Raw genomic sequence first — 12,319 nt, forward strand, 5'->3', positions numbered from 1 at the left:
TTCAGGCGCGGAACTCGTCGAGGCGCAGCGCCAGCTCGTCGAAGACGGCGACGTTGCACTCGAACGCCACCAGGGTCTCGTCGATCACGCGAGCGCGCTCGGCTTCGTCCCAGGGCGCGTTGTCCAGCTTCGCCCGGTAAGCGTCGCGGAAGCGGGGCGCGCTGCCGATGCCGTCGAAGTGGTAGAAGAGCGCTCCGGCCTCGGCGACGTCGTAGTTCTTCTCGAGCGTCCGCCGGATGACCTGGCCGCCGGCGATGTCGCCGAGGTAGCGCGTGTAGTGGTGGGCGACGTACCCGCCGGCCCAGGCCGACGCTTCGCGGATCCGGGCGACGTACGCCTGCGTCGAGGCCAGCGGCGTGATCGTCGAGCGCCAGTCCGGCCCGACGAGGTGGGCGAGGTCGCGTTCGAGGAGCGGGAGGCGCCGCAGCTCGTCGAAGACGAACTCGCCGCCGACGCGGTCGCCGGCCATCGCGTCGCTCGCCGCCTCGATCGCGCCGTAGATGAAGTAGTACTGGATCGCCAGCTGGGTGTAGCCGTCGCGGGTGAGCTCCCCGCCGAGCAGGGCGCGCATGTACGTGGAGTAGTTCGCCCGGTCGTGGACTTCGAGGGTCGACGCGCGCAAGGTCGCCGAGAACGGGCGGGCGTCCGTGGTCACCGACATGGGCAGGCCTCCCGGCGATCGATCTGACACGCTGTCAGAAAGATCGTAGGGCATGACTCGGACTTAGGCCACCCTAAACCGTCGCGCCGACCGCGCGCAGGACGAACCGCACCGCCGCCTCGACGACGTCTTCCAGCTGGTCGGCGGGCCCGTCGACCAGTGTCCGGTTGCCCAGCGCGGCGGTGATCATCGGGATCAGGACGTCCGGGTCCTCGGCCGGCCAGCGGCCCAGGTCGACACCGCCGGCGAGGATCGCGCGGAGGCGGTCGGTGATCGGGTCGGCGTGCGCGCTGATCCGCCGGTACGCCGCCGGGGCCAGCGCCGACGCGAGTGCCGTGCCCGGTGGCATGTGGTACTCGGCCAGCACGCGCAGCTGGAGCCGGACGAACGTGGCCAGCTGGTCGACCGGGTCGGCCTGGGCCTCGACGGCTTCGGTCAGCCGCGTGACGTACTGGGCCGCTTCGTCCTCGACGAAGGCGACGAGCAGGCTCTCCTTGTCGGGGAAGTGGTTGTACAGCGCTGTCCGGCCCACCCCGGCCGCCGACGCGACGCCGGCGAGCGTGATCGCGTCGAAGCCGCGCTCGTAGAGCTGTGCGCGCAGGACGTCGAAGACCCGGGACCGCACTTCACGCCGGTGCGCCTCCAGCGACTCACCGAGAATTTTCGGCATCCGCCCAGGCTAGCGTCAATCGGCCACCGGCCACGTGTGCACCGGTTCGCCCGCCTCGGACAGTTCCAGGTAGCGCCCCAGCATCAGGCTCAGCGCCCCCTCGCGGTCCAGCCCGCGTTCCTGCGCCCGCAGGACGTAGTCCCGCTGCCAGGTCGCGCCCGTCCGCCGGGCGAGGCAGCGGCGCTCGATGATCCCGAGGTAGCGCTCGCGGGCTTCGTCGGAGACGTCGGAGCGGCGCAGGCCCTCGTGGGCGAGCGGCAGCAGCACCCGCAGCGCCAGCTCGTCCGGCGGGATCCAGCCGATGCCCGGCCAGTACAGCTGCCCGTCGAAGCCGCGCCGCGCGCCCGCGTAAAGGTTTTCCTCGGCGGCCTGGAAGGACATCTGGCTCCACACCGGGCGTTCCGCCTCGGCGAGCGCGCGCTGGGCGCCGTAGAAGAAGGCCGCGTTCGCCACCGTGTCGACCACCGTCGGCCCGGCCGGCAGCACCCGGTTCTCCACACGCAGGTGCGGCAGGCCGTCGACGACGTCGTACACCGGGCGGTTCCAGCGCCAGATCGTCCCGTTGTGCATGCGCAGCTCGGTGAGCTTCGGCGCCTGGCCCGCGTCGAGCGCCTCGATCGGGTCCTCGGTGTCGGTTTCCGGGAGCAGGCCGGGGAAGTAGCGGACGTTCTCCTCGAACAGGTCGAAGATCGACGTGATCCAGCGCTCGCCGAACCACACCCGCGGCCGCACGCCCTGGTTCTTCAGCTCCTCCGGCCGGGTGTCGGTCGCCTGCAGGAAGAGCGGGATGCGCGTCTCGTGCCACAGCGCCTTGCCGAGCAGGAACGGCGAATTCGACGCGAGCGCGATCTGCAGCCCGGCCAGGCACTGCGCCGCGTTCCAGTGCGCGGCGAACTCCTCGGGCGCGACCTGCAGGTGCAGCTGCACGCTGGTGCACGCGGCCTCCGGCAGGATCGACTCCGCGTAGCTGCGCAGGCGTTCGGGCTGCTGGCCCGGCAGCGGCGCGCCCTCCATGGCGAGCACCGTGCGTTCGCCGCGCGCGGCGAAGATCTGGTCGTTCAGCGTGGAGTAGCGGGTCTTGTTGGTGAGCCACTTCTGGTCGAAGTGCTCGTGCTTCAGCGTCGGCAGGATGCCGATCATCGCCAGCGACGAGCCGGTGTCCCGCGCCTTCGCCGCCGCGGTGTCGAGGTACGCGCGGAGGTCGTCTTCGAGCTGGAGCGCGGAATCGCCCGCCAGCGGCCGCGGCGGGACGTTCAGCTCGATGTTGTGCTGGCCCAGCTCGGTGGTGAACGACGGGTCGTCCAGCGCCTCCAGGACCGCGGTGTTCGTCATCGACGGCCGCAGTTCGCGGTCGACCAGGTTCAGCTCGACTTCGAGCCCGATGTTCTTGCGGGGGAAGGAAAAGCTGCCGTCGGTGAGCATCCGGGCCAGCGTGTCGAGGCAGCGCTGCACCTTGCGGCGGTACCGTCCTCGGTCCAGCGTGTTGAACGGCTGAGCCTCGAGGTCCATCCCCATGACCATCCCTGCTTCGTGTCGGCGTGGACTAGGACGTGTTTCAGACCGGCGGACAACCGTTACACAGGCGATGCAGCCGGGCTAGCGGCCAAACTGGTGCTCTCCGTCACGGGCGGTTAACCGAAAGCAAAATGGCCCCGTTCGTACCACACCGCGGTGGACGTTCGGACCAGTGAGCCGCCCGGCAAGCGGGTGACAGACTGGGCGGATGGGCGTGATCCACATCGACCACTCCGACGACCCGCGCGTCGACGATTTCCGCCACCTGTCCACTGCGGACCGTCGGCCCGACCGGCCCGGCGGGCGGGGGCTCGTCATCGCCGAAGGCACCGTCGTGGTGTCCCGGCTGCTGGCGTCCCGCTACCCGGTCCGGGCGCTGCTGGGCGTGCAGCGGCGGTTCGCCGAACTGGCCGGCGACCTGGCCGGGGTCGACGTGCCCCAGTACGTCACCTCCGCGGAAACCATGGCCGAGGTGGTCGGGTTCCACCTCAACCGCGGGATCCTCGCCGTCGCCGACCGGCCCGCGCCGTTGACGGTCTCCGAAGTCGTCGGCGGCACCGGCCCGATCGCCGTGCTGGAAGGCGTCGGCGACCACGAAAACCTCGGCGCCCTCTTCCGCAACGCGGCCGCGCTCGGCGTGGGCGGCGTGCTGCTCGGCCCCGGCTGTTCCGACCCGCTGTACCGGCGCAGCGTGCGCGTGTCGATGGGGCACGTCCTGCGCGTGCCGTTCGGGCACCTGACGGACTGGCCGGGCGGGCTCGACGACCTGCGGGCGCGCGGGTTCGCCGTCGCGGCGTTCACCCCGCGACCGGGTGCGATCCCGCTGGACGCGCTGCGTGAGCACGCGCCCGGGCGGGTGGCGCTGCTCTTCGGCGCCGAAGGTCCCGGGCTGACCGAGACGGCACTCGGGGCGGCTGATCATGCGGTCCGGATACCCATGCCGGCCGGAGTCGATTCACTGAACATCGCGACGGCCGCCGCCGTCGCCTTCTACGAACTGGCCCGGGGCGGCTAAGGTTTTGGTCTCCGAGGCGGGAAGGGGCACCATGGAGCTGCGGATCCGCGGCGAGCGCGCCGTGCTGGCCGGCCCGGGCGGGGAGCACGCGCGCGAGGTGGACCCGCACAAGCTCGCGATCGGTGCCGACCTGGCCCAGGCCCTGCACGAGTGGGCGCGCGTGGCGTCCGCGGTCACCGCCGACCCCGGCGCGGAGGCGGGCGCGGTGGTCTCGCAGCGCGGCCGCCAGCTGGCCGGCCGGCTGGCCTCGGTGATGGGCACGACCGTGCGGTTCGTGGACCCGGTCACCGGCGACGACACGGTCGTCGAGCCGCCCCCGCCGTCCACCGAACCCGGTCACCGGTTCGTCCGCGCGGTGCTCGGGCCGCCCGGCCCGCCCGGCGAGCCGACGCCGTGGCTGACCGGGCTGACCGTCTCGGCGTTCATCGCGGCCGTGGTCGTCGTCGCGATGCTCGCGCTGGCCACGACGCTGGCCCGCGAGACCAGCGGCTGGCTCGCGCTGGTGGCCTCGGTGATCGTGACGGCCGGGATCACGCCGTCGCTGTGGCTGATCCGCCGCACGCCGATCCTGCGCTGGGCCGCCTACGGCGCGGCCGGCGGGGTCGTGATCGCGTGGATCGGCGTGCTGGTGATCGCCTTCTAGCGGAACCTGGCGTAGGTCAGGCGGATCCCCTGCGCGGTGGTCGCCGAGTAGCCGCGGAAGACGTAGCCGTGGAACGCGGCGATCTGCCGGATCAGTTCGGGGGAGACGTCGAACTGGCCGGAGAAGAACGTCACGCTGGCGCTGCCGTCGAATTCCTGCGCGAGCCAGCCGACGCGCGCGGAGCGGGGGAACGCCCGCAGCACCCACGCCAGCGGTGGTGCCCCCACCACGGTGAGGACCAAGCCGATCCGGGCGAGGTGCTCGGCCCCGGTCAGCGCGGCCGTGAAGAGGCCGCCGCCCAGGCACAGCACGGCCCACGCCAGTGCGGTGAGGTAGCCGGCGTGCGACATCCGCATCTTCGCCGCGCGGACCGGCGATCCGCGCCGCAGCAGCAGGATCCGGTCGGTGCTGTCGGCGAATTCGGCCGCGGGGAGCAGCCCCTCGTCGTGCGCGATCTCGGCGATGCGGGCCGGCGACAGCTGCGCGTGCCGGACGCTCACCCACAGCTCGTCGCGGTCCTCGAGGTGGTTGCGCAGCCACTGTTCCCGGCCCGGCGCCCCGGCCGGGACCTGGTAGGACGGCGCGGCCCGCGGTACCGGCGTGCCGAAAACCAGGCCGGGACGGGTCTTCCGGAACAGCAGGTGGCGGCCCGAGTCGTACTGGCCGGCGTAGAAGTAGCCGTACAGCGAAGCGACTTCGCCGAGCAGCTCGGCCGACACCGACGGCGGCGGGGGCACGAGGACCTGGGGGCTGCCGTCGAACGGCGCGTCCAGCCACGGCATGGCCGGGTCCTGCCCCAGGCCGAGGTGGAGCTTCCGCTTCGCCGTGCGGGGCCGCAGTTCTTCGTCGGGCAGGCCGGCCCGCCGCAGCAGCAGGAGCCGGTCGGTGCGGTCGGCGGCTTCGGCGACCACGGTCATCCCGGCCGCCGCCGCGCCCTTGCCGATGTCGTCGCGGCCGAGCCGCAGCTGCCGCGAGCTCGCCCAGAACTGGTCCTGCCCGGCGAGCAGTTTCGCGAGCCGCTGCCGGTCGGCGTCCGTGCCCGGCCCGTGGTCGAACGGCGGCGCGAAGAGCTCGGGAGCGAACTCGAACCGCAGGGATTCCGCTTGCGCCGGCGTGGTTTCGCGGTACCGGCGCGAGTGCGCGGCCTGCCGGGTGGTCGTCGGGTCGAGGCCCCACTGCGCGGGCGCCACCTCGACCACCGGGGCGCCGCCGAACGCGCGGTACCTCAGCTCGCCGACGCGGGCGAGCCAGGCCTGCCGGTCACGCTGCATGATCATTCCCTCCCCCAGGGTGACATCGTAGCCTTGCGGGATGGAGCAGCTGGAGGCTTTGCGCAAGGTGTGCCTCGCCCTGCCGGAAACGACGGAGCGGCTCAGCCACGGCGAGCCGACGTGGTTCGTCCGCGGCAAGAAGACCTTCGCGATGTTCGCCGACCACCACCACGACGACGTGCTCGCCTTCTGGTGCCCGGCGCCGCCGGGGGTGCAGGAGGAACTGGTCCGCACCGAGCCGGCGAGGTTCTTCCGCCCGCCGTACGTCGGCCACCGCGGGTGGCTGGGGGTGCGGCTGGACGTCGACGTCGACTGGGCCGAGGTCGACCGGATCGTCCGCGAGGCCTACCGGCTGGTGGCGCCGAAGACGCTCGCGGCGCGGGTGGTTTAGCCGCGCTGCGAGCGGACCCCGAGCAGCACGTCCTCCCAGGACGGCACGATCGGGTGGTTCTTCTTCGCCTTGGGCCGCGGCTCCGGCACCGTCGTGTCCTCGTCCGGGTCCACCGGGACGCGCGGGATCTCGCGGGTGTCGTCGTCCGGGTCCGGCTCGGCGGACGGCAGCTGCGCGCGCTCCGGCTCCACCGAATCCAGCGTCGGCTGGAACTCCGTCGCGCGGGCCGGCTCGAGGGCGCGGACCGTGCGCGGGGCGCGGTAGGCGTTCGGGTCCAGCAGGACCTCGGCGTTCTCGTCCAGCGCCGTCACCGTGCCGCCGTGGGCGCCCGGCGAGAACGCCCAGTGCGCACGGTTGTCCGACCGCCCGGCCTTCCAGCGGAGCACGACGACCCAGCGGCCGTCGTCGCCCTTCCAGGAGTCCCAGGTGGCCTGCGAGTAGTCGTGGCCGCGGACGCCGAAGCTGTACGCGACGACCTCGCCGAGCGTCTGCACGTCGGGGCCGTCCTCGCGGACCGGGTGGGCGCTCTGCGCCAGCTCGGCGGTCCGGGACCGCTCGAGCAGGACGGGGTAGGCGTAGCGCTCGACGCGCTGCGTCGAGACACCGGCGCTCGCGGCGACCTGCTCGACGGACTCGCCGGCGCGGATGCGCTGCTGGATCTCGCGTGGCCGCATCTGGCTCTCCAACTCGATTTCGATCTGGCCGAGGCGGGTGATGTCACCCCGCGCCGCCGCGCGCAGTCGCTCATCAGCCGGGAGCAGGAAACGAGTACGGCTCGCCGGGTCTTCGAGCACGATGGACTTGCCGTCCTCGTGCAGTCCGACCACTCGCAGCGCCCGCATTGTTCTCGCCTCCCCGATCTTCTTCACCGTTGTGGGTGCCCACGTTAGAACGGCGCGTCGGCTTGACGTGCGAGGCGCGCCGAGTCCGCACCGAACTGCCCACTGTTCATTTTGCGTCCCCCGCATCCTTACTCAGGCAGGTCAGCGGCAAAGGGGTGACACGCCGGACACGCAAAGTCACGATCGAGTGGATCAAGCAGGCGGCAGCCGGACCGTCACCGCGAGGCCGCCGCGCCGGCCGGGCTGGGCCTCCGCCCGGCCGCCGTGGGCCTGGGTCACCGAGCGGACGATCGACAGCCCGAGCCCCGCGTTGCGCGTGTCCCCGGTCCGCTCCGCGCCGCCCAGCCGGCGGAACGGCTCGAACAGCGTCGGCACCGCTTCGGGCGGCACCGCCGGTCCCGAGTTCCGCACTTCCAGCGCCGGCTCCCCGCGCACCTCGACGTACACCCAACCGCCCGACGCGTTGTACGTGATCGCGTTGACCACCAGGTTCGTCACCAGCCGCTCGAGCAGCACCGGGTCGCCCGCCACCGTCCGCGGGCGCAGCCGCGTCTCGACCGTCACCCCGGCCGCCTTCGCCTGCGCCGCCGTGGCCCGGACGACCGACGCGGTGATCTCGTCGAGGCGCACCGGCGTGCGCGCGTGCAGCCCGCGGTCGCTGCGGGCCAGGATCAGCAGGCCCTCGATCATCCGCTCGCTGCGCTCGTTCGTGTGCAGCAGGTGCGTGCCGAGCTTCTTCAGCTCCGGCGGGACCTCGGGGTCGGCCATCGCCACCTCGATCAGCGTCCGCTGCACCGCCAGCGGGGTCCGGAGCTCGTGGGACGCGTTCGCGACGAACCGCTTCTGGCTGTCGAACGACTCCGCGAGCCGGTCGAGCATGCCGTCGAAGGTGTCCGCCAGTTCCTTCAGCTCGTCCGGGGGGCCTTCGAGGTTGATCCGGCGGTCGAGCTTGCCCGCCTCCAGCCGGCGCGCGGCCGAGGTGATGTCGTGCAGCGGCCGCAGCGCGCGGCCCGCCATCAGCCAGCCGAACAGCACCGCCAGCGCCGCCGTGGCCACCAGCGCGATCGCCGAGCCGACCACCAGCGTCGACAGCGTCGAGGAGCGGTAGGTGTCGAGCGAGCCGCTGAGCAGCCGCACCGCGACACCCGGAGATCCGATGGCGGCGGTGCCCTGGACGCCGTAGACCGCGTCGGCCGAGCCGATCGTCGTCAGGGCGGCGCGGGTCGGGTCCGGCAGCGTGCTCTGCACCAGCAGATAGTTGATGACGACCAGGACCAGCCCGGCGAGCAGGAACAATGCGCCGTACCAGGCCGTCAGCTTCGTCCGGACGGACAGGCCGTTCACGGCGCGCCGAACCGGTAGCCGGCCCCCGGCACGGTCTCGATCACCGGCGGGTCGCCCAGCTTGCGCCGCAACGTCATCACCGCGACGCGCACCGCGTTGGTGAACGGGTCCGCGTGCTCGTCCCAGGCCTTTTCCAGCAGTTCCTCGGCGCTGACCACGGTGCCCTCCGCTCGCATGAGCACCTCCAGCACGGCGAACTCCTTCGGGGAGAGCAGCAGGAACCGGCCGTCGCGGGCGGCCTGGTGACGCGGCAGGTCGAGCACGACGCCGTCGCGTTCCAGCACCGGCGGCAACGCCGGCCGCGCGCGCCGCGACAGCGCCTGCACCCGGGCGACCAGCTCGGCGAACGCGAACGGCTTCGTCAGGTAGTCGTCGGCGCCGAGGCCGAGGCCGGCGACCCGGTCGGTGACGTCGGCGGCCGCGGTCAGCATCAGCACCCGCGCCTCGCCGCCCGCCCGGACCACCGCCGCGCAGACGTCGTCGCCGTGCACCTTCGGCAGGTCGCGGTCGAGGACCACGACGTCGTAGCCGTGCACGCCGACGCGTTCCATGGCCTGCTCGCCGTCGTAGCAGACGTCGACGGCCATCGAGAAGCGCCGCAGCCCCTCCGCGACCGAGTCGGCCAGCAACCGCTCGTCCTCCACCACCAGCACCCGCACCGGCCCAGTCTGCGCAGGGAGGCCATAAGGACCGCATAAGCGGCGTCGCTTAGCGCGCCCGAATCCCCCGATCCGTAGACCTGGGTCCCAACCGGACGAAAGGAAGCGAGCCATGCGGACACGGATAGTCGTCGCGGCGCTGGGGACGGCCCTGCTGCTCGGCGGCTGCGGGGCGAAGCCCGACGACGGGTCGAAGGTCGCCTCGATCTCGACGCCGTCGAAGACGGGCGGGCCCGCCGCGGCCGACAACAGCGGCAAGAGCGACGAGGACAAGATGCGGGACTTCGCCAAGTGCATGCGCGAGCACGGCGTCGACATGCCCGACCCGAAGCCGGCCCCTGACGGCAAGGGGATGTCCATCGCGATCCAGGGCGCCGACGCCGACAACGGGAAGCTCGACGGCGCGCAGAAGGCGTGCAAGCACCTGATGCCCAACGGCGGCGAGATGAAGCCGCCGAGCGCCGAGGAACTCGACAAGATGCGCAAGGAGGCCAAGTGCATGCGGGAGCACGGCGTCGACATGCCGGACCCGGACCCGGCGGGCAAGGGCGGCGTGCGGATCGGCGGTCCGGGTGACGACCCGAAGAAGTTCGAAGAAGCCGCCAAGGCGTGCGGTCTCGGCATGAGCGTCCGCTCCGAGGCGGCGGGCAAGTGAACGACGTGACCCACCTCAAGCCCCGCCGCCGCGGCCGGACGCGCTGGTTCATCGCCGGCGCCGTCCTCGTCGTGGTGCTGGGCACCAGCTCCGTCGTGATCCTGACGCGCGTGTCGAGCGCGACACCGGTCAAGGAGGCCGCACCGCCCGCGGCCGAGACCGCGGAGGTGGTCAAAACCGACCTCAGCGACGAAGAAGAGGCCGACGGCACCCTCGGCTACGGCGAAGAGTCGGTCGTCGCGGGCCGCAAGCCGGGCACGATCACGTCGTTGCCGGACGCCGGCGCCACCCTGACCCGCTGCAAAGCGGTGTACGGCGTGGACGCGAAGCCGGTGCCGCTGTTCTACGGCACGCTGCCGTTCTACCGCGACCTCGCCGCGGGCGCGGACGACGGCGCCGACGTCAAGCAGCTGGAGGAGAACCTCAAGGCGTGCGGCTTCGGCGGCTTCGGCACACCGGACAAGAAGTTCACCTCGGCGACGGCGACCGCGCTGAAGAAGTGGCAGAAGTCCCTCGGCTTGGAGCAGACCGGCACGTTCGGCCAGGGCGACGTCGTGCTGGCCGCGGGCGAAGTCCGCGTGTCGGCGCTGGCGGCGAAGCCCGGTTCACCGGCCCAGGGCGAGGTGCTCAAGACGACCGGCACCGTCCGGTCGGTGCAGGTGAAGCTCGACGCGGCCAAGCAGGGCCTCGCCCAGCAGGGCGCGAAGGCGTCCGTGACGATCAACGGGAAGACGACGCCGGGCACGATCACCGACGTCGGGCGGACCGCCGTCGAGGGCAAGGACGCGGCGGGCCAGGACGACGGCAAGCCGAAGATCACCGTGACCGTCCGGCTCGACGACCCGGCCGTCGCCGGCAGCCTCGACTCGGCCCCGGCCGCCGTCCGGTTCACCAAGGACGTCCGCCAGGGCGTGCTGGCGGTCCCGGTCGGCGCGCTGCTCGCGCTCGCCGAAGGCGGGTACGCGGTCGAGGTCGACGAGAACGGCCAACGACGGCTGATCGCCGTCCAAACGGGACTGTTCAGCGGCGGGAAGGTCGAGGTCACCGGCAACGGACTGGCCGCGGGCATGCGGGTGGTGACGACGTCGTGACGCCCGTGCTGCGCGTGCACGAGGTCACGCGCACCTACCCCGGCGGGGTCGCCGCGCTCGACGGCGTCTCGCTCGCGCTGGAAGACGGCGAAATGGTGGCGATCGTCGGGCCGTCCGGATCCGGCAAGTCGACGCTGCTGCACCTGATGGGCACGCTCGACCGGCCGTCGTCGGGGCGGGTGGAGCTGCGCGGCCACGACGTCGCCGCGCTGCCCGACCGCAAGGTCTCGGCGCTGCGCTCGCGCTGGATCGGGTTCGTGTTCCAGCAGTTCTTCCTCGACGAAGGGATGAGTGCGGTGGACAACGTGTGCACCGGCCTGCTGTACGCCGGGGTGCCGCGGCGACGCCGGCGCGCGCGGGCACTGGCGGCGCTCGACCGCGTCAAGCTGGGGCACCGGGCGTGGCACCGGCCCGGTGAGCTTTCGGGTGGGGAACGCCAGCGCGTCGCGATCGCCAGGGCGGTCGTCAACGACCCGGCGATCCTGCTGGCCGACGAGCCGACCGGCAACCTCGACACCGGCACCGGCGCGTCCGTGCTCGCGCTGCTCGGCGAGCTGTCGGCGGACGGCACCACGATCGTCGTGATCACCCACGACCGCGAAATCGCGGCGGGCATGCCGCGCCGGATCGAGCTGCTCGACGGGCGCCTGCGGCTGGACACCGGCCTGGTGGGTGCGCGATGACCTTGGTGACGCTGCCGGAACCGGCCCGGCTGAAGCCGCCGGACGTCGTCGCGCTCGGTGCGCACGGCATGCGCACGCGGCCGGTGCGGGCGGTGCTTTCCGCGCTGGGCATCGCGATCGGCGTCGCCGCGATGGTGGCGGTGCTGGCGATCCCGGCGTCGGGGGCGCAGGCCCTGCACGACCGGCTGGCCGCGCTGGGGCCCAACCTGCTGACGGCCGGCCCGGGCCAGACGCTGTTCGGCGACAACGCGACATTGCCGGACGACGCGGTCGCGATGGCCCGCCGGATCGGCCCGGTGCAGGCGGCGGCGGGCACGGGGACGACGTCGGCGAGCGTGCGCCGCAGCGACAAGATCGCGCCGGACGACACGTCCGGGCTGGCGGTGTACGCGGCACGCCCGGACCTGCTCGGCGTGCTGAACGGGAAGGTCCGCGCCGGTGCGTTCCTGGCCGCGGGGAACCAGAACTACCCGGTGACGGTGCTCGGGTCCCAGGCCGCCGCCCGGCTGGGCATCGACCACATCGACCCGGCCCGGCCGCCGCAGGTGCTGATCGGGACGCAGTGGTTCACCGTGGTGGGCATCCTCGCGCCGATGCCGCTCGCGCCGGAGATCGAGCGCTCGGCGCTGGTCGGCTGGGACGTCGCGAAGCGGCTGCTCGGCTTCGACGGCCATCCGTCCACTGTGTACGTCCGCGCGGCGGAATCCGCGGTGGACGGCGTGCGTTCGGTCCTGGCGGCCACGCTGAACCCGCAGGCGCCGAACGAGGTCGAGGTCCGGCGGCCGTCGGACGCGCTGGCGGCGCAGAAGCTGACGGACACGACGTACAGCGCGCTGTTCCTCGGCCTCGGCGGGGTGGCGCTGCTGGTCGGCGGGGTCG

At 72.7% G+C, this 12,319-nt stretch carries 14 protein-coding genes; 7 read left to right on the forward strand and 7 right to left on the reverse strand.

Annotated features, from left to right (window positions below):
• Position 1: 1 nt before the first annotated feature.
• The 3 genes from CCN39_RS22390 to CCN39_RS22400 form a co-directional block, all read right to left on the reverse strand.
• Positions 2–661: a biliverdin-producing heme oxygenase gene (locus CCN39_RS22390; protein WP_086844976.1), complete on the reverse strand. Its 660-nt coding sequence runs from the start codon at positions 659–661 to the stop codon at positions 2–4.
• Positions 662–734: 73 nt separating this feature from the next.
• A complete protein-coding gene (locus tag CCN39_RS22395) occupies positions 735–1,331 on the reverse strand; it encodes a TetR/AcrR family transcriptional regulator (RefSeq protein ID WP_086844978.1) in 597 nt (198 codons plus the stop codon).
• Positions 1,332–1,346: 15 nt separating this feature from the next.
• The gene (locus CCN39_RS22400) at positions 1,347–2,846 is read right to left on the reverse strand and encodes a glutamate-cysteine ligase family protein (protein ID WP_208630313.1); all 1,500 of its coding nucleotides are present in this window, start codon (positions 2,844–2,846) and stop codon (positions 1,347–1,349) included.
• Between the two features lie 208 nt (positions 2,847–3,054).
• Between CCN39_RS22400 and CCN39_RS22405 the strand changes: the two genes are divergently transcribed.
• Positions 3,055–3,861 carry a TrmH family RNA methyltransferase gene (locus tag CCN39_RS22405; RefSeq protein ID WP_086844982.1) on the forward strand — a complete coding sequence of 269 codons (807 nt, stop codon included), beginning with the start codon at positions 3,055–3,057 and terminating at the stop codon, positions 3,859–3,861.
• Between the two features lie 31 nt (positions 3,862–3,892).
• Positions 3,893–4,504 (forward strand): DUF2537 domain-containing protein, encoded by a 612-nt coding sequence (locus tag CCN39_RS22410; protein WP_086844984.1) that lies wholly within the window; start codon positions 3,893–3,895, stop codon positions 4,502–4,504.
• On the opposite strand, the gene CCN39_RS22415 is transcribed toward CCN39_RS22410, so the two are convergent.
• Positions 4,501–5,775, reverse strand: coding sequence for a hypothetical protein (locus CCN39_RS22415; RefSeq protein WP_086845009.1), 1,275 nt, complete (start codon positions 5,773–5,775; stop codon positions 4,501–4,503). The two genes, CCN39_RS22410 and CCN39_RS22415, sit on opposite strands and share 4 nt — an antisense overlap.
• A 40-nt stretch (positions 5,776–5,815) precedes the next feature.
• Between CCN39_RS22415 and CCN39_RS22420 the strand changes: the two genes are divergently transcribed.
• Positions 5,816–6,166: an MmcQ/YjbR family DNA-binding protein gene (locus CCN39_RS22420; RefSeq protein WP_086844986.1), complete on the forward strand. Its 351-nt coding sequence runs from the start codon at positions 5,816–5,818 to the stop codon at positions 6,164–6,166.
• On the opposite strand, the gene sepH is transcribed toward CCN39_RS22420, so the two are convergent.
• From sepH to CCN39_RS22435, 3 genes are all read right to left on the reverse strand, one after another.
• Complete coding sequence (gene sepH / locus CCN39_RS22425) at positions 6,163–7,008, reverse strand: septation protein SepH (RefSeq protein WP_086844988.1); 846 nt, start codon at positions 7,006–7,008, stop codon at positions 6,163–6,165. The genes CCN39_RS22420 and sepH overlap by 4 nt on opposite strands.
• A 192-nt stretch (positions 7,009–7,200) precedes the next feature.
• A complete protein-coding gene (locus tag CCN39_RS22430) occupies positions 7,201–8,352 on the reverse strand; it encodes a sensor histidine kinase (RefSeq protein WP_086844990.1) in 1,152 nt (383 codons plus the stop codon).
• On the reverse strand, positions 8,349–9,011 hold the full coding sequence (locus CCN39_RS22435; protein ID WP_086844992.1) for a response regulator transcription factor: 663 nt from the start codon (positions 9,009–9,011) through the stop codon (positions 8,349–8,351). The genes CCN39_RS22430 and CCN39_RS22435 overlap by 4 nt, the downstream gene beginning before the upstream one ends.
• Before the next feature lie 112 nt (positions 9,012–9,123).
• Between CCN39_RS22435 and CCN39_RS22440 the strand changes: the two genes are divergently transcribed.
• From CCN39_RS22440 to CCN39_RS22455, 4 genes are all read left to right on the forward strand, one after another.
• Entirely contained in the window at positions 9,124–9,666 is a 543-nt protein-coding gene (locus CCN39_RS22440) for a hypothetical protein (RefSeq protein ID WP_086844994.1), read from the forward strand.
• Positions 9,663–10,757, forward strand: coding sequence for a peptidoglycan-binding domain-containing protein (locus CCN39_RS22445; RefSeq protein ID WP_208630314.1), 1,095 nt, complete (start codon positions 9,663–9,665; stop codon positions 10,755–10,757). The genes CCN39_RS22440 and CCN39_RS22445 overlap by 4 nt, the downstream gene beginning before the upstream one ends.
• Positions 10,754–11,440 carry an ABC transporter ATP-binding protein gene (locus tag CCN39_RS22450; protein ID WP_086844996.1) on the forward strand — a complete coding sequence of 229 codons (687 nt, stop codon included), beginning with the start codon at positions 10,754–10,756 and terminating at the stop codon, positions 11,438–11,440. Before CCN39_RS22445 ends, CCN39_RS22450 begins: the two co-directional genes overlap by 4 nt.
• A partial coding sequence (locus CCN39_RS22455; RefSeq protein ID WP_086844998.1) for an ABC transporter permease occupies positions 11,437–12,319 on the forward strand: 883 nt, incomplete at its 3' end. The genes CCN39_RS22450 and CCN39_RS22455, both read left to right, overlap by 4 nt.

The organism is Amycolatopsis kentuckyensis (assembly GCF_002155975.1).
In the GTDB taxonomy this organism is placed as follows: Bacteria; Actinomycetota; Actinomycetes; order Mycobacteriales; family Pseudonocardiaceae; genus Amycolatopsis; species Amycolatopsis kentuckyensis.